Source organism: Inhella sp., assembly GCF_041912635.1.
Classification (GTDB): Bacteria; Pseudomonadota; Gammaproteobacteria; order Burkholderiales; family Burkholderiaceae_C; genus Inhella.
Genome location: NZ_JAYRMO010000007.1, coordinates 1 through 15222, shown reverse-complemented (window position 1 = coordinate 15222; position 15222 = coordinate 1). Strand labels below are relative to the sequence as shown.

Genomic DNA, 15222 nt, shown 5'->3' with positions numbered 1-15222 from the left:
CTTGATCTGGCGCAAGCCGGGTGCGGACGCGCAGGCCTCTACCGTGGCCCCTCAGGGGCGGCTCAGCGGCCGGCCCGCAGCCGGCGCGGTGCCACCAGCAGGCGGTCGGCCGGATCGGTGGCCTCGGTCTCTTCGACTTCGGTGGCCACCTGGGTGCAGACGGCGCGGCACAGCTGTGCCACCTTCTGGCTCTCCAACCGGTAGTAGACGAGCGTGCCTTCGCGCCGCTTGGCCAGCACGCCGGCGCGGTACAGCGCCGAGAGGTGCTGCGACATGTTCGGCTGCGTGGTGTCGATCTGCTCCAGCAGCTCGCTGACATTGCGCTCGCCATGGCAGACCGCGCTGATGATCTTCAGGCGCACCGGCGTGGCCAGCAGCTTGAACAGCTCGGCAGCCGATTCAAAGACCAGGTCGCTTTCGTTCAGGGCGGTCATTGGCGATCAGGGGCGGGTGGGTGAATCCATTGCTATATCCATGCTAATGGATGGAGCGAGGAAGTCGGGCTGGAGCGCTGCCCCTAACGCAACCCACTCAGGTAGGCCGCCACGGCCTTGGTCTCCAGCTCGCTGAGCTTGCTGGCAATGCCGTGCATCACCGCGTTGTCATTCGTGCGTTCGCGTCGGTTGAAGAGCTTGATCTGGTTCTCGACGTACTGCGCATGCTGGCCGGCCAGGCGCGGCAGGGTCTCGCTGCCCTGGGCCTGCGGGCCGTGGCAGCTGGCGCAGGCCGGCACGCCGCTGAAGGGGTTGCCGCGCAGGTAGACGAAGCGGCCCACGGCGGCCAGTTCGGGGTCCTGCACCGGGTGCTCCTGCGGCGGCTGTCGAGAGAACCATTCGCCCAGGGCCTGCATGTCGGCAGGGCTCAGTTCCTCCACCATCGGCTGCATGGTGCTGCTCTTGCGCTTGCCGCTGCGGTAGTCGGCCAGTTGGCGCGCCACGTAGGCGGCGTTCTGGCCGGCCAGGCGCGGGAATACGGGTGAGGAACTTTCGCCATTGGCGCCGTGGCAGATGAAGCAGCGCCCCTGCACGATGCCCTCGGCAGCGGCCAGGTCGGCTGCCTGGGTGCGCGGCAGCCACAGCAAGAGGAACAGGAGAAGCAGGGCGTGGGGTCTCATGGCGTCTGGGGCTGGCCGGGCATGGCCTGGTCGGGGCTGGGTTGGCTGTGTTGGTCGAGCAGGCGGTCGGTGAGTGCGGCCGCCAGCCAGATGCTGATCAAGGTGAGCCAGGCCGTGAGCGAGAACACCGCGGCACCGGAAAGGCCGGCGCCCACCGCACAACCGCCCGCCAGCATGCCGCCAAAACCCATCAGCACCGCGCCGGCCAGGTAGCGGCGCATGCTCGCACCGCCCTGGAAGCCCTCGAGCTTGAGTTCGCCGAAGGCGGCCGCGGCCACAAACGCGCCGAGCACCACGCCGACGATCAGCCCCATGTCGAAGTTCAGCGGCTTGCCGCCGGCGAACAGCACGCGCGTCAGTAACTCGGCCGAGGGGCCGGTGAAGCTCATGGCCTGCACGGGCGTGGGGTCGAAGGCGATGCGGCCGAACTGCCAGGTGAAGGCCCAAGCGGCGGCGATCGTCAGGCCCACGGCGACGGCGCCGCCCCAGCCCCAGGCCGGCACGCGCTGCCTCCTTGCCCACAGCACGGCGGCGGCCAGCCACAGCCCACCAAAGCCGAGGGCGACACCATGGCCCAGCTGCCAGCGCGCCAGCAGGTCGCGCGTGGGGCCGCCTTCCACCGTCACCCAGGCCGTCAGCGCTTCGCGTAGTGGCGCCAGTGCGCCCGTCCAGCTGGCCTGGGCGGTGACGGCGAACACCAGCCCGGAGATGACCGAGCGCAGATTGCACTGGGCGGCCAGCACCAGCAGGCGGCTGGAGCAACCGCGCGCCAGGATCATGCCGGTGCCGAACAGCAGGCCGCCGATCAGCGCCCCGGAGATGCTGCCGCGCGCTGCGAGCTGGCGCGCCTCGCTGGCGTCGAACGCGCCCAGCAGCACCAGGGCCTGCGTGGCCACCACGGCCGAGCCGAAGGCGAACAGCCACACCGTGAGCTTGCCCCCTTGCTGGCCGCGCGCGAATTCGATGACCGCCGAGCGCAGGCAGAAGCGGCTGCGCTGCGCAAAGAAGCCAAACAGCGCCCCCAGCAGCAGGCCCCCGCCGGCCAGCGCGGCGGGCTCGCCCACGCGCTCCAGCAGGGCCTGAAGCATTCAGAGCTCCAGATCGCCCAGCACGGCCGCGATGCCGGCCTTGGCGCAGGCATCGTCGGCCTCACCGCCCGGCGCACCCGAGACGCCGATGGCGCCCAGCACCGCGCCGCCGGCTTCAATCGGAAGGCCGCCGCCGACGGCCATCACGCGTGCACGCTGGCGGATGCCGCTCATGGGCTGGCCGGCCTGGGTTTCGCGGGCCAGGTCGGTGGTGGGGATGCGGAAGCTCGCCGCCGTCCAGGCCTTGTCGCTCGCCACCTCGGGGGTGTGGGCGCCGGCAAAGCGGTCGCGCAGCAGCACCTGCAGCAGGCCGCCGCGGTCCACCACGGCCACCGCGACCTGGTGGCCGTGCTTGCGGCATTGGGCGAGCGCGGCCTGGGCGGCCTTCAGCGCGGTTTCGGGGGTCATCAGCCGCACGTCATGGTGGGCGGCGGGCTGGGCGTGGAGGCTGCCAACCCCAAGCAGGGCGGCGCCGAGCAGGATGCGCTTCATGTCTTCATCACTCCTGGGTTGCCCGCCACGCCGATCAGGCGCGGGGTGTTGAGCCGACGCGGTTTGACCTTTCCGCCCTGGGCACCCAGCCAAGCCTCCACATGCTCCCAAACCGGTTTGACGCCGGGCTGACTGCGCGCCTCCTCGGCCACCGGCGCCCAGCCGGCCACCTTGTAGCGCTTGGCGGCCTCGATGGGCTTGCCACCCAGGCGCATGTCGTGGATGCGTTGGCCGGCGCGGGCGTTGGGGTCGATGGCGTAGCTCAGCCCGCCCACGCGCACCATGTCGCCGCCCTGCTGGTAGTAGGGGTCGGGGTTGAAGAGGTTGTCGGCCACGTCTTCCAGCACGGTCTTGATGAACTCACCGGTCATCTCCGTCACGGTCGCGTAGGGGTAGGTGATGGCGAGCTGGTCCATCATCAACTCGCGCGTGATCACCTCGCCCGGCAGCAGGCTGGTGCCCCAGCGGAAGCCTGGGCTGAAGGCGATCTGCGCGCCCTGGGTGTCCATCAGCGCGTCGCACAGCAGCTGGTCCCAGCTGCCGTTGAAGTTGCCGCGGCGGTACAGCAGGCCTTCGGTGACGGCCAGCGGTTGGGCCAGCTTGGCGGCGTAGGGCGCGCGGATCTTGTCGATCAGGGCCTGCATCTCGGCGTCGGCCGGCAGCAGTTGGCTGAACACCGGCAGCAGGCGGTAGCGGAAGTCGGCCAACTTGCCATCCTTCACATCCAGATCCAGCACGCCGAGGAACTTGCCATTGCTGCCGGCGTTCGTCACCAGGGTGGTGCCGCCGGCGTTCTTGACGGGCACCGCCACCGGCACGCCGTCGTGCGTGTGGCCGCCCAGGATGGCGTCGATGCCGCGCACGCGGCTGGCCAGCTTCAGGTCCACGTCCATGCCGTTGTGGCTGAGCAGCACCACGAGCTGGGCACCCTTGGCGCGGGCCTCGTCCACCTGGCGCTGCAGGTTCTCGTCCTGGATGCCGAACTCCCAGTCGGCCACCAGGTAGCGCGGGTTGGCAATCGGCGTGTAGGGGAAGGCCTGACCGACGATGGCCACCGGCACGCCGTTGATCTCGCGGATCACATACGGCTTGAAGACCGGGTCGCCGAAGTCATTCGTCTTGACGTTCTGGGCGACGAAGTCCACCTTGCCGGCGAAGTCCTTCTCGACGATTTCCTTGACGCGCTCCATGCCATAGGTGAACTCCCAGTGGCCGGTCATCACGTCCACGCCCAGCAGCTTGCAGGCGTCCACCATGTCCTGCGCGTTCGTCCACAGGCTGGTGGCGCTGCCCTGCCAGGTGTCGCCACCGTCCAGCAGCAGCGCGCCGGGGCGGCTGGCGCGCAGGCGCTTGACCAGCGTGGCCAGGTGCGCAAAGCCGCCCACCTGGCCGTAGCGGCGCGAGGCCTTCTCAAAGTCCAGCGCCGTGTAGGCATGTGCCAGCGCGGTGCCGGGCCGCACGCCCACGTGCTTGAGCAGGGCCTCGCCCACCAGATGCGGCAGCTGGCCCTGCATGGCGCCCACGCCGAGGTTCACGCTGGGCTCGCGGAAGCGGATCGGCAGCAGCTGCGCGTGGCAGTCCGTCATGTGCAGCAGCGACACATTGCCGAAGCGCGGCAGCTCGTACAGCGCCTGCTCAGCCTGCGCCGCCGAGGCTTCGGCCCAGGGCCCCAGGGCCATGCCGGCGGCCGTGGCCGTGCCCAGCACCTGCAGGAACTCGCGCTTGGAGAGGTTCATGGTTCAGTCTTCACTGATATTTGTGCTGCGAAAAAGCCCGGTCGCCCGGGCTTGCTTCGTTCACTGGTTGACGGGCGACTTCGGGTCCAGCAGCAGCGCCATCAGGTCCTTGAGCTGGCCTTCGTCCAGCAGCTTGGCGTGGCCGAAACGCGGCATGTTGGAGCAGGCCGAGTAGGCCTTGCTGTTCCACAGCTTGCCCCAGGTGTAGTCGACGATGGGCTTGGACGCCGGGTCATCCGGGTTCAGCACGCCGCGCAGCTTGCCGTAGTTCCACAAGCTGGGGCCGATGGTGCCGAAGGAGATTTCCTTCTTGTCGATCTGGTGGCAGTTGTAGCAATTGCCGCCGTTGGCCTTGGTCTCGATGCTGGCGTCCGTCCAGGTCATGCCGCGGCCGTTCTGGGCCAGCGCTTCGCCGCGCTTCCAGTCGCCCAGGTAACGCCCGTCGCTGGGCGGTTTGATGCTGGCCATGGCCTCTTTTTCCACCTGCTTGCTCACAGCCTCAGGTGGCGGCTTGTCGCTGGAGCAGGCGGATTGGCCGAGGTCCTGCTGGATGCGGTCGACCTTGGCGATGCCCTGGTCGCGAAAGGAGGCCTTCATCATGGCCTGGGCCTGGGCATCCAGCTCGGCAGAGGAGGGCAGGCTGGCGCAGGCGACCAGCACCAGGGCGGTGCCGGCGCAGGCGAGGGTGATAGTGGTCTTCATCGGCGGGCTCCGTTCAACGCTTGATGCTGGGGGCGATGGACTCCGCGCCCTTGGCATTGATGCCCATGAAGCTGGCCAGGGCGATGGTGACCTCGGACGCGTAGCCCGGATAGGGGAAGCGCTGCTGGCGGAAGCAGTCGTTCAGGCGGCGCTGCATGCCCCAGAGCTCGCCGCTGCTCACGCGATAGGCCGGCCAGGCCGCGAAGCCCACGCCGTTGCCGGGGTTCTTGGTGAGGTTGGGCAGGTCTTGCAGGCGAATGCGCTTGCCGTCTTCACCATGGCAGGAGGCGCAGGAGAAGTCGTGCGTGCCGCCGCGGAAGAAGAAGGCGCGCTTGCCCAGCTCGTAGGAGCGCTTCTCTTCCGGGTGGCTGGTCGGCAGGTTCATCTTCATGCCGCGCGACTCGGCCGCAATCCAGGCCACCAGACCTTCCATATTGGCCTGCTCGCCGCGGCCAAAGCGCTCCTCGGTCACGGTCTTGGGGTCCAGCCCCTGCAGGCGCTCCATGCAGGTGAGCAGGCGCGATTCGAGGTCCTGCACCTTGCTCGTGTCGGCAAACCAGCGCGGCAGCTCCACGAAAGCGCCCTTGACGACGCCGGGGCCCTTGCCCAGGTCGCAGGCTTCCAGCGAGGCGTTCTTGGGCCCGCGCTTGCGCTTCCACAGGTCCTCCCCTTTGGCCTCGAACAGCTCGGCGGGGTTGCCGTCTTCGAGCATCTTGCGGTATTCGGCAATGCCGTCGGCGGCGGACTTTTCCTGGGCGGGGACGCTGGCGGCGATCAGGGCGATCGCGCTGGCGGCAAGCACCGGCTTGAGCTTCATCGGGGGTCTCCTGCTGAGGGTCGGTGCGGGGCGTTCAGGACACCACGGCTTCGTCGGTCCGGGTCTCGCCGCGGTTGTCCTTCCAGCTGATGGCGATCTTGTCGCCCGCCTTCGCGCCCTTGACCACGAACTGCAGGAAGGGGTTCTTGGACACCGAGGGGCCCCACTGGGCATTCAGCACGGGCTTGCCGTTGTGGGTGGCACTCACTTCCTGGATGAACCAGGCGGGGATGGGCTTGCCGGCGGCGTCCTTGCGCTGGCCGGTTTCCATTTCATGGGCCATCAGGACGCGGACGGTGGCTTTGTCGCCGGCAACTTGGGCGCGGATGCGCATCGGATCGGGCATGGAGTGCTCCTTGAATTCAGTTGGGGTTGGTGCAGTGCGGTGGTCTCACCCAGCCGGTGCGCGCAAGACGCGCACCGCTCTCAGCCACCACACCCCCCCAGCGTCACCTTGATCTCCTTCTGCGCAAACAGCACCTTGCCATCCGCCATCAGGGCCACGGCCAGCACGTTGGAGGACTGGCCCATCTTCACGCGGGTGTTGAAGCTGGCTTCCACCGCGTCGCTCACCTCGAACACGGCAGCCAGGGTGCTGGGGTTCTTCTCCACCAGCACCGCCAGGCGCTTGACGCCGGGCAGCGCCGTGGCCACGCCCACCGGCACCACGGCACCGTTCTCGGCGATGTCCGGCCCGGTGATGGTGACGTCCTTGCTCTCCGCCGGGGCGCCGCCGCCCAGGGCCTTGATGGCGTCGGCCACGGTCTTGGCCTCAAAGGCGGCCTGCGTCCAGGCGGCCAGGGCCGTCTGCGGCAGCAGGCCGGCGCCGGCCAGCAGGGCCATGACCTTGGCCGAATCGGCCAGCAGCTTGCGTCGGGTATGCATCGGGTTCTCCTTGTTCAGCGCATGCTAATGAATTGATTCAGATCATCACAAGCCGGGGTTATCTCGGGCTGTGGGTTCAGCGCCTGGCGCCCGCGGCAATCCAGGCGGCCAGCAGGGCGGCGTCGGCCTCGGGTAGGGTCTGCGGCGGCATCGGCACCGCGCCCCAGACGCCCTGGCCGCCGCTGCGGATCTTTTGCTGCAAATAGGCCTCCAGATCGCCGCGGCTGGCGTGCTTCTTGGCGATGGCATTGAAGGCCGGGCCGACGATGGGTTTGTCCACCCCGTGGCAGGCGGTGCAGCTGTGCTGGGCGGCCTTGGCCAGGGCGGCGGCGTTGGGGGGAGGCGCGGCAGCGGCCGGTTTGGCCGGCACCGGCAGGCTGGGCGGGGCGCCGGAGGGGCGCGAGGTGTCGGCGCCATGCTGGGCGCCCACCGCGCGGTTCTGCTCGGCCAGATTGCCGTGGGCATTGCGGGCGTGCTCGGGCAGGAAGCTGGCCAGCTGCGGTTCGGGGCCGCAGTCCTTCATGCAGGCCGTGGCCTGCACGTCGGGTTTGCCGCCATTGCCCAGGCTATTTCCCGGCCACAGGCCGTGGTCGGTGCGGATGCCGTTGCGGTTGGGCAGGCGGGCCTGCACCTCGGGCATGTTCTGGTGGCTGAGCACGAAGTCGTCCGGCACCACGCCGCCCAGGTTGAGCAGGTAGGCGGTGACGGCGTAGACCTCGTCCGGCGTCAGGGACTTCGGCTGCGTCCAGGGCATGGCGCGGTGGATGTAGTCCCACAGCGTGGAGAGCGTGGACAGCTTCATCAGCGTGGTGCGGCCGGGGAAGCCGGGGTCGGTGAGGCGGGCCACGCGCCCTGTCGCAATGTCTTCCTTGGTGGTGCCGCCCACCAGGGGCGCGAACACCTCATTGCTTTCACCGAAGACACCGTGGCAGGAGGCGCATTTGGCTTCCCAGACTTCGGTGCCGCGCGCCACCGAGCCCGAGCCGGGGGGCAGACCCTTGAAGTCCGGCCGCACATCGATGTCCCAGGCCTTGATTTCCTTCGGCGTGGCGGAGCGGCCGACGTTGGGGAAGGGCTGGGCCAGCGCGCTGCCGGTGGCCAGCGCCAGCAGGCCGCTGAGGACGAACTTAGCCCGCGAGCTGGACATTCTTGACCTCCCCGCTTTCCTGCACCAGCCAGGTCTGGATGGCGTTGTTGTGATAGATCGAGCGCGTGCCGCGCACCGCGCGCAGCTGCCGGTAGCTGGGCTGCACATAGCCGGTGTCGTCCATGGCGCGGCTCTGAATCAGTGCGGGCTTGCCATCCCACACCCAATCGATGTTGAAGCGCGTCAGGCATTTGCTCAGCACCGGGGTTTCCAGGCGCGCGGTGCGCCAGTTGCGCCCGCCGTCCACCGACACATCGACCCGTTTGATCTTGCCGCGCCCGCTCCAGGCCAGGCCGGTGATGTTGTAGAAGCCTTGGTCCAGCAGCACCTGGCCGCCCGAGGGCGTGGTGACCACCGACTTGCATTCCTGGATGCTGGTGTACTGACGGTGGCGACCATCGGGCATCAGGTCGATGTAGTGCACCACCTCGTCCTTGGCGCCGTAGGGCTGGTCGCCCACCTCGATGCGGCGCAGGTACTTCACCCAGCTCACGCCCTGCACGCCGGGCACCACCAGGCGCAGCGGGTAGCCGTTCTCGGGGCGCAGCATCTCGCCGTTCTGGCCGTAGGCCACCAGCACCTCGCCGGATTCGACCAGCTCCATCGGCAGGGTGCGCGTCATGCTGGAGCCATCGGCGCCCTCGCCCAGCACATAGCGGGCCTTCTTGTAGTCCACGCCGACCATGTCGAACAGCAGCTTCAGCGGCACGCCGGTGAACTCGCTGCAACTGAGCATGCCGTGCGTGTACTGGCAGGTGGGCACCGCCACATTGCCCCACTCCATGCCGGTGTTGGCGCCGCACTCGATGAAATGAAAGCGGCTCACCGAAGGCAGGCGCATCAGCTCGTCCAGGGTGAACACCATCGCCTTCTTGAGCAGGCGCTCGTCGGAGCCGTTGATCATCAGCCGGTGCTTGGAAGGGTCGATGTCCCACCAGCCCTGGTGGTGGCGCTCGAAGTGCAGCCCCGAGGGCGTGACGATGCCGAACAGCGACTGCAGCGGCGCGAAGGACACCGAGGCCTGGGTGGTCTGTGTCAGGCCCGGGCTCTGGCGGCGCTGCACGTTGGCCTCGTGCTTCGAAGGCTTCCCGTAGCCGTCCGTGGCCACCGGCTGGCCCAGGCCCCGGCTGTGCTCGGGCAGTTCCAGGATGTTGGGATCGCCACCTTGCGGGTCCACCGGGTTGGCGGTGGCCAGGGCGCGCGGGGCTGCTGCACTGGCGCCGGCCGCGCCGGCGGCCACGAAGGCCTTGCGCAGGAAGTCGCGCCGGCCCTCCTTGGCCTCGGCAACGACCTGGCGCACGCCTTCGGCGTCGATGAAGTTCTCGGGGGCTTTGATCAGCCGGCCCTGGGGGCTTCGTTCGGGGCTCACGGGTGCTCCTGCTGTGCAGACCCGACCGCGCTTTGGGCTGGGGCTGCTTGAATCTGTATATCAGTGCATACAAATATACGGGTACATGCGGGACCTGTCAGTCAAGGGAAAACCCGCGCCCGGCGGGTCACCTGTCACGCGGGCTTGCTCCGCCTGCGGGTGCCGAGCTCTTGCCGAATCGACCGGCCTTCGTCATACTGTATGCATACACAGCACTGAAGTTATGAACAGCCCGTCAGGCCCGCAAGCCCCGACGCCGGAACCGTCCCCGCAAGCCGGTCTGGAGCCGGCGGAAGGCTTGTCGATGGTCTGGCACAGCCGCTTCGGCGCCATGCGCATCGAGGTCATCCATGGCCAGCCCCATGTCAACGGGGAGCGCATCGAACCCCTGCCGCGTCCCACCGTCCCCCAGGAAGCCCCATGAGTACCCAAGAACTGCTGCGTCAACACTATCGCCCCAGCCGCGACCTCCGGCCCCAATGGCTGCGCCGGCTCTGGGGCTGGCTCTGAGCGTCCGCGCCGACGTGAGGACAGGTCGGTCGGCCGCCCGGTGGCGCCCCGAACCCAGGACGTCGTTCGGTCCCTGAGCCCCCGCTGCAGCTGCCTTCCGGCGCGGGCGAACACATCTGGGTGGAGGTCGAGAAGAACGGTGCCAACACCGCCTTCGTGGCCCAACAGCTGGCCGAAGCTGCCGGCGTGCAGGAGCGGGACGTGGGCTATGCCGGCCTCAAGGACCGCTACGCCATCACCCGGCAGTGGTTCAGCCTCTACCTGCCAAAGGGCGAGACGCCCGACCTGACGACGCTGCAGCACCCGGAGTTCAAGGTGCTGAGCCACAGCCGCCACGTCAAGAAGCTGCGCCCCGGCGATCTGCAGGGCAATCACTTCCGCATCGTGCTGCGCGAGCTGAGCGGCGACCGTGACGCTATCGAGGCCAACCTCCAGGCCGTGGCGTCGCAGGGCGTGCCCAACTACTTCGGCGCGCAGCGCTTCGGCTTCGAGGGCGGCAACGTCGAGCAGGGCCGGGCCATGCTGGCGCGGGAAATCCGCGTGCGCAACCCGAAGAAAAAGGGCATCTACCTCTCGGCGGTGCGCTCCTTCGTCTTCAACGAGGTGCTGGCGCTGCGCATCCAGCGGGGGCTCTGGGGCATGACCCTGCCCGGCGACGTGATGGACGAGGCCGGTCGCCCCACCGGTCCCCTCTGGGGCCGCGGCCGCGTGAGCTCGACCGATGAAGCCCAGGCCCTGGAAAGCGGCGTGGCCGAACGCCATGCCATCTTGTGCAACGGGCTGGAGCATGCCGGCCTGGACCAGGAGCGCCGCGCCCTGGTGGCCAGCCCGGTGGACCTGGCCTGGGAGTGGCCGCAGCCCGATCAATTGGTGCTCACCTTCTCCCTGCCCGCCGGGAACTACGCCACCTCCGTGCTGAACGAATTCCGCCGCACCACGGAGCCGGACCGGCACACGGAAAGCGAGCCTGTGGCGCTCGATTGACAGACCGCTCTGGCGCTGCCGAGGGTCTGTTTCAGAGTGGCCGCTTGATCAAGCGCGGGCGGCCAAGGGGCGGCGCTCACCTTGACTGCCCTCAGGCGCCAGCCCAGCAACCAAGAGGACCTGGCCTTTGGGCGCCGGCAAGCCCAGGCTGCTTGCAGTGGGGGCGCTGAAGCAAGGCGCCTGCCAGGGTGAACCTACATATCCCCACGATGTTCCTGCTGATCCTGGTCGCGTCAGCGGTCATGGCCATCACGCTGGGGGTGATCGCGCACCGCAGACTGCCCGATCTGAGAACCTGGGCCTTGGCCTTGGCCCTGCAGGTGGTCGCCTATTCGCTGCTGAGCCCTTGAGGTCAGATCGGCGACTGGCTGTCCATCGTCGCGGCCAACGGACTCATCACGGCTTCTCTCTCGCTCTTTGCAGCCGGCTTGTACCGGTTCCACGGGCAGCGATTCCCGCAGTGGCTGCTCTGGGCGCCGCTCTTGGCCGTTGTCGCGGGCTTCGCGGTGTGGATGGATTCGTACCGTGAATCGCCCCGTGTTTTCTAGACACCCGCGGGCCGTTGGTAATGACGTCGTTCGAATTCTGCGGGTGACAGGTTTCCGGCCGCAGCGTGGCGGCGCTGCGGGTTGTAGAACATCTCGATGTAGTTGAAGACGTCGGACTGCGCTTCAGCCCGCGTGGCGTAGGTCTGGCGGCGCACTCGTTCGCGCTTGAGGAGTTGGAAGAAGCTCTCGGCCGCGGCGTTGTCGTGGCAGTTGCCGCGCCGGCTCATGCTGCTCACCAACTGGTTGGCTTTGAGGAACCTCTGCCACTCGTCGCTCGTGGACTGGCAGCCTTGGTCCGAGTGCAGCATCACCGGCTCCTTGGGCTGACGCCGCCACAGTGCCATGAGCAGCGCACGCAGCACCAGATCGGTGTCGATGCGCGAGCCAATGACCTGTCGCGAGAACAGGTCGAGCACCACCGCCAGGTACAGCCAGCCCTCGTGCGTGCGGATGTAGTTGGTGTCGGTCACCCAGGCCTGGTTGGGCTGCTCAACTTTGAACTGGCGCCGCAGATGGTTGTCTGCCACCACCGCAGGCTTGCCCCCGCGAGGCGAGGGTCGGCGGCCATAGCCGCGCTGGGCGTGCAGGCCCGCGCGCTTGAGCAACCCGGGCCACGCGATGCTTGCCGCAACGCTCGCCCAGGTCGCGTATGTCCAGAAACAGCTTGCGATAGCCGTACACCCCACCGCACTCCAGCCAGGCTTGCTTGAGCAGGCCGCTGAGCCGCTCGTCGTCCCGAGCGCGGGCGCTCTGAGGCTCACGTAGCCAAGCGTAGTAGCCACTGGGGTGGATCTGCATCCCCTTGCACAGCCGACGCACCGAGTACTGCTGGGCGTGCTCCGTGACGAACGCGTACTTCACCCGGACAGCTTGGCAAAGTACGCGGCGGCCGTTTTTAGGATGTCACGCTCCTCGGTCACGCGCTTGAGTTCGGCCTTGAGGCGGCGTACCTCCTCACTGTTGGCCTGCTGCGCCTGGCGCTGCGACTAAGGCGTGCGGTGCGCCTTGATCCACTGGTACAGGCTGTGTTGACTGACGCCCAGCCGCTGGGCGACTTCGGCCACGCGATGGCCGCGCTCAAGCACCTGCTTGACGGCTTCGCTCTTGAATTCTTGGGGGTAGTTGGGTTTGCTCATGGCACCTCCGATTGGGCCTCAGGTTGAGGCTCGCGAGGTGTCTACGAAAGGCGGGGCGATTCAGACAGCAACTTGTTGGCGTGGTGTGGTGGGCCGACTCTTGACCGAAACTCCGTCAGCCTGTCGGCCGCCGAATGTCCGCGCGCAGCATCATGTCAAGGAGGCGCCCTGGGTGCATGGGCATTGCGGCACAGGAGATGAAGGCGGAGCAGCTGGTCCTGGCCATCACAGAACCCACGAAGCCCCTGATCAGTTTGTCCAGTTGACAGAAGAAGCCGCTGCCATCCTTCGCGAGCTGACCTGAACCCAATGGCAGCTCACTGAGCTCATGACCTCGTATTCGCTTCGCTACATCACTTGTGGCCTGTGCCAACGCCGTCAGCGGGAGTTGGGTGGTGGCGGGGAATGGGGCCGCGGCCAGACCTACTTGGACGGCCACTCGACCCACAGCTCCGGCCTGAGAGCCTTGGGTCTGAACGCATGCGGGTACTGCCCCTATGTGGCTGAGAACCTGGCGCGGCGGCCTCGGGCGCACGAACGCCTGTTCTTTCTGGCGCATGCCGAGATGCCTGCCCTGGAGCGGGCGGCAGCGTGTGCGCTGGAGCAGGGTGATGCGAGCCTGGCCTGGCGGGCCTACCGAGAGGCCGCATGGGAGCATCAGGATCGGCTGCGCTACCTGCGTTTGCTGTCGGGCTGCCAACGCACTGCTGCCGAGAGGGCCCGAGACGCCGCGGAGGAAGCAGTGGCCGAACGTGAGCTGCATCGCCTGCGGGGTCTGGCCCTGAGCACCCTGCGCCCGCTGGTGGACATGCTGTATTTGCCAGAGAGCGACTGCGCCCGTGTGGCCAGTCAGGCCTTGGTGCTGCCCGAGCCTGTGGAGCTGGAGCGCCTGATCCGCCAGGCGTGGCGCGCCGTGGCGCTGACCGAACTGGTGCGCCGCCAGGGCGCTTGGGAGGTGGCGGACGAGTGCGAGCAGCTCCTGCTGGCCGCCCAGCGCGCCGTGGCGGGCGCAGCAGCGCTGGCCGCAGCAGCGCACCCCGCCAGCCTGACCTTGGACGACCGTGACCCTGCCGCGCCGCTGGCGGCGGCCCAGGTACCCGTGGCCGTGCGCCAGCGCGCCGAGGAATGGCTGTGCCTGCGCGACGTGCTGAACCTGCAATTGCGCTTGCTGCGTACGCGCCAGCAAAGCCCTGCCACCGTGCAAGAGGCCGAGCACCAGACCCCCGACCACGCTCGCCGGGAGGCCGCACGGGCCGCGGCCGAGGCGGTTCGACATGCCGAGCATCAGGCGCGCAAGACAGCAGAGCGCCGCGCCGTGGCGCCGCAAACCTGGGCCGATGTGCTGCAGACGTGGTTGGATGGCCATGGGGCGATGCCCGCCAAGCCGGCACGCTGGACGACGCCGCAGAGCCGCTGGACCTCAGAGGCGCCACCAGGCCCCTTGCGGCGTGCCGCGCGCGTCGTGCACGCGCTGCTCAAGCCTGCTGCTATGCCCGCACCGCACCCTGTGGACGCTGCCTTGGCCGCACGCACGCCGGCCGAGGCCGAGGCGGCGTGGCGCCTGTTGCCGCTCTCTGACAGCACGATCGGGGTGCTGCTGGCCTGCGAGCGCTACTACGCCTGGCCGCTGGGCAGCGTGCTGCCGGCCCTGGCTCTGGCATTGAGGCCCGTGCTGCCCCGGCCCGCCGCCACCCTGGCCCGCTTTGCCGAACTGGCCGCGGCGCGTGGGCAGGTGCCCCCGCCGGAGCTGGTGGCTTACCTGACCCGCGCTCTGGCGAACAGCACCCCGCAGGCCTGGTACTACGCCGCGCCCAAGGTGGATCAAGACCCCCGCAACGCACCGCCCACGTTTACGCGCGTGTCGCCGTAGCTGGCGCCTCAGGGTTCCAGGTGGGTGAGCCGTTCCAGCCAGCGCTCACGGGGGGCGCGCGGCCCTGAGGGCGTGGTTTCCCAGAGCAGGGCGTGCGCGGCTTCGGGCGCCTGGCTGATGGCGGGGTTGCCGGTGAGAGCCAGGATGCGCAGGTAGCGCAACAAGGGCTGGCGGCGCAGCAAGATCAAGATGCCCTGGCTGAGCCGGTTGTGGCGCAAGTCCAGCATTTGCAGGCCATCGTGGCACGGGCTGGCCAGCAAGGGCACGCGGTCGGCATCGCTGAGCGCCGAGCCGGTCGCCTACAGCCCGCTGACCCGTCGCAAGTGGGGGCAGGCGGCCAGGGCTTGTCACTTCGCCCCAACGGGGGCGCACTCCAGGCTGAGGTAGTAGGTGCCGTCGGGCATGGGGCTCACCTGCGCGTGAGGGATGGCCGCGCGCAGGGCCGCTTGAATTTGCGTGACCATGGGCGGCGCCGGGGGCTTCGGTGGCCGCGGCGGTGCGGGTGGTCGTGGGGGCCTCTAGACATCATGGTCGCCCTTCGCAACTCGCTCAGGGCGACCATGATGTCTAGCGGGATAGGGGTGAGGAGCCGCAGCAATTGAAGCCAGGCGCTGCATCAGTGCATGCGCCCTCCGCAGGCGCTACGACCAGAGGACGGCAGGCAGTCGTCGCGGCGTAGGCCTCCGCAGCCATGCGTCCCGTGGACCGGCGGTGCCTGTCATCGACAAGCAGGCAAATGAACCTCAGCTGCGCCCCGATTGCCAAGCGGCGGGGAGGCTCTGGGCGATGGGCACAGTTGGTGTGCCCAAGCTGTGCCCACGGCC

At 68.5% G+C, this 15222-nt stretch carries 16 protein-coding genes and 1 pseudogene; 4 read left to right on the top strand and 13 right to left on the bottom strand.

Features of this window, described 5'->3' with window-relative positions; all coding sequences use genetic code 11:
* Window positions 1-62 precede the first annotated feature (62 nt).
* The 11 genes from ACE3QP_RS05585 to soxC form a co-directional block, all read right to left on the bottom strand.
* A complete protein-coding gene (locus ACE3QP_RS05585; RefSeq protein ID WP_374434262.1) occupies window positions 63-434 on the bottom strand; it encodes an ArsR/SmtB family transcription factor in 372 nt (123 codons plus the stop codon).
* An 83-nt stretch (window positions 435-517) separates the two neighbouring features.
* A complete protein-coding gene (locus ACE3QP_RS05580) occupies window positions 518-1114 on the bottom strand; it encodes a cytochrome c (protein ID WP_374434260.1) in 597 nt (198 codons plus the stop codon).
* Window positions 1111-2202: a YeeE/YedE family protein gene (locus ACE3QP_RS05575; RefSeq protein WP_374434259.1), complete on the bottom strand. Its 1092-nt coding sequence runs from the start codon at window positions 2200-2202 to the stop codon at window positions 1111-1113. The genes ACE3QP_RS05580 and ACE3QP_RS05575 overlap by 4 nt, the downstream gene beginning before the upstream one ends.
* The gene (locus ACE3QP_RS05570; protein ID WP_374434257.1) at window positions 2203-2694 is read right to left on the bottom strand and encodes a heme-binding protein; all 492 of its coding nucleotides are present in this window, start codon (window positions 2692-2694) and stop codon (window positions 2203-2205) included.
* The gene (gene soxB, locus ACE3QP_RS05565; protein ID WP_374434255.1) at window positions 2691-4430 is read right to left on the bottom strand and encodes a thiosulfohydrolase SoxB; all 1740 of its coding nucleotides are present in this window, start codon (window positions 4428-4430) and stop codon (window positions 2691-2693) included. Before soxB ends, ACE3QP_RS05570 begins: the two co-directional genes overlap by 4 nt.
* Before the next feature lie 60 nt (window positions 4431-4490).
* Window positions 4491-5132: a sulfur oxidation c-type cytochrome SoxX gene (gene soxX / locus ACE3QP_RS05560; protein ID WP_374434253.1), complete on the bottom strand. Its 642-nt coding sequence runs from the start codon at window positions 5130-5132 to the stop codon at window positions 4491-4493.
* 13 nt (window positions 5133-5145) lie between these two features.
* Window positions 5146-5949, bottom strand: a complete 804-nt coding sequence (soxA, locus tag ACE3QP_RS05555) for a sulfur oxidation c-type cytochrome SoxA (protein ID WP_374434251.1) — start codon at window positions 5947-5949, stop codon at window positions 5146-5148.
* A gap of 34 nt (window positions 5950-5983) precedes the next feature.
* Window positions 5984-6295: a thiosulfate oxidation carrier complex protein SoxZ gene (soxZ, locus tag ACE3QP_RS05550; RefSeq protein WP_374434249.1), complete on the bottom strand. Its 312-nt coding sequence runs from the start codon at window positions 6293-6295 to the stop codon at window positions 5984-5986.
* A gap of 80 nt (window positions 6296-6375) precedes the next feature.
* A complete protein-coding gene (gene soxY / locus ACE3QP_RS05545) occupies window positions 6376-6834 on the bottom strand; it encodes a thiosulfate oxidation carrier protein SoxY (RefSeq protein WP_374434247.1) in 459 nt (152 codons plus the stop codon).
* Window positions 6835-6910: 76 nt separating this feature from the next.
* Complete coding sequence (locus tag ACE3QP_RS05540) at window positions 6911-7981, bottom strand: c-type cytochrome (RefSeq protein ID WP_374434245.1); 1071 nt, start codon at window positions 7979-7981, stop codon at window positions 6911-6913.
* Window positions 7962-9350 (bottom strand): sulfite dehydrogenase, encoded by a 1389-nt coding sequence (gene soxC / locus ACE3QP_RS05535; RefSeq protein WP_374434243.1) that lies wholly within the window; start codon window positions 9348-9350, stop codon window positions 7962-7964. Before soxC ends, ACE3QP_RS05540 begins: the two co-directional genes overlap by 20 nt.
* A gap of 223 nt (window positions 9351-9573) precedes the next feature.
* Here soxC and ACE3QP_RS05530 point away from each other — a divergent pair, with 223 nt between their 5' ends.
* The 3 genes from ACE3QP_RS05530 (at window position 9574) to ACE3QP_RS05520 (ending at window position 11194) form a co-directional block, all read left to right on the top strand.
* Entirely contained in the window at window positions 9574-9774 is a 201-nt protein-coding gene (locus ACE3QP_RS05530) for a hypothetical protein (protein ID WP_374434241.1), read from the top strand.
* Between the two features lie 170 nt (window positions 9775-9944).
* Entirely contained in the window at window positions 9945-10844 is a 900-nt protein-coding gene (truD, locus tag ACE3QP_RS05525; protein ID WP_374434470.1) for a tRNA pseudouridine(13) synthase TruD, read from the top strand.
* A gap of 209 nt (window positions 10845-11053) precedes the next feature.
* Window positions 11054-11194, top strand: a complete 141-nt coding sequence (locus ACE3QP_RS05520) for a hypothetical protein (protein ID WP_374434239.1) — start codon at window positions 11054-11056, stop codon at window positions 11192-11194.
* Window positions 11195-11388: 194 nt separating this feature from the next.
* Here the strand turns inward: ACE3QP_RS05520 and ACE3QP_RS05515 are convergent.
* Window positions 11389-12528 (bottom strand): annotated as a pseudogene (locus ACE3QP_RS05515) (IS3 family transposase).
* Between the two features lie 466 nt (window positions 12529-12994).
* Here ACE3QP_RS05515 and ACE3QP_RS05510 point away from each other — a divergent pair.
* Window positions 12995-14398, top strand: coding sequence for a hypothetical protein (locus tag ACE3QP_RS05510; RefSeq protein WP_374434237.1), 1404 nt, complete (start codon window positions 12995-12997; stop codon window positions 14396-14398).
* A gap of 8 nt (window positions 14399-14406) precedes the next feature.
* Here the strand turns inward: ACE3QP_RS05510 and ACE3QP_RS05505 are convergent, their stop codons facing one another.
* Window positions 14407-14625 carry a hypothetical protein gene (locus ACE3QP_RS05505; RefSeq protein WP_374434236.1) on the bottom strand — a complete coding sequence of 73 codons (219 nt, stop codon included), beginning with the start codon at window positions 14623-14625 and terminating at the stop codon, window positions 14407-14409.
* Window positions 14626-15222: the final 597 nt, after the last annotated feature.

What these genes read in the sequence shown, in the direction of transcription:
- ACE3QP_RS05585 (WP_374434262.1), bottom strand. Translation starts at nt 434, where the DNA reads ATGACCGCCCTGAACGAAAGCGACCTGGTCTTTGAATCGGCTGCCGAG.
- ACE3QP_RS05580 (WP_374434260.1), bottom strand. Translation starts at nt 1,114, where the DNA reads ATGAGACCCCACGCCCTGCTTCTCCTGTTCCTCTTGCTGTGGCTGCCG.
- ACE3QP_RS05575 (WP_374434259.1), bottom strand. Translation starts at nt 2,202, where the DNA reads ATGCTTCAGGCCCTGCTGGAGCGCGTGGGCGAGCCCGCCGCGCTGGCC.
- ACE3QP_RS05570 (WP_374434257.1), bottom strand. Translation starts at nt 2,694, where the DNA reads ATGAAGCGCATCCTGCTCGGCGCCGCCCTGCTTGGGGTTGGCAGCCTC.
- soxB (WP_374434255.1), bottom strand. Translation starts at nt 4,430, where the DNA reads ATGAACCTCTCCAAGCGCGAGTTCCTGCAGGTGCTGGGCACGGCCACG.
- soxX (WP_374434253.1), bottom strand. Translation starts at nt 5,132, where the DNA reads ATGAAGACCACTATCACCCTCGCCTGCGCCGGCACCGCCCTGGTGCTG.
- soxA (WP_374434251.1), bottom strand. Translation starts at nt 5,949, where the DNA reads ATGAAGCTCAAGCCGGTGCTTGCCGCCAGCGCGATCGCCCTGATCGCC.
- soxZ (WP_374434249.1), bottom strand. Translation starts at nt 6,295, where the DNA reads ATGCCCGATCCGATGCGCATCCGCGCCCAAGTTGCCGGCGACAAAGCC.
- soxY (WP_374434247.1), bottom strand. Translation starts at nt 6,834, where the DNA reads ATGCATACCCGACGCAAGCTGCTGGCCGATTCGGCCAAGGTCATGGCC.
- ACE3QP_RS05540 (WP_374434245.1), bottom strand. Translation starts at nt 7,981, where the DNA reads ATGTCCAGCTCGCGGGCTAAGTTCGTCCTCAGCGGCCTGCTGGCGCTG.
- ACE3QP_RS05530 (WP_374434241.1), top strand. Translation starts at nt 9,574, where the DNA reads ATGAACAGCCCGTCAGGCCCGCAAGCCCCGACGCCGGAACCGTCCCCG.
- ACE3QP_RS05520 (WP_374434239.1), top strand. Translation starts at nt 11,054, where the DNA reads ATGTTCCTGCTGATCCTGGTCGCGTCAGCGGTCATGGCCATCACGCTG.
- ACE3QP_RS05505 (WP_374434236.1), bottom strand. Translation starts at nt 14,625, where the DNA reads ATGCTGGACTTGCGCCACAACCGGCTCAGCCAGGGCATCTTGATCTTG.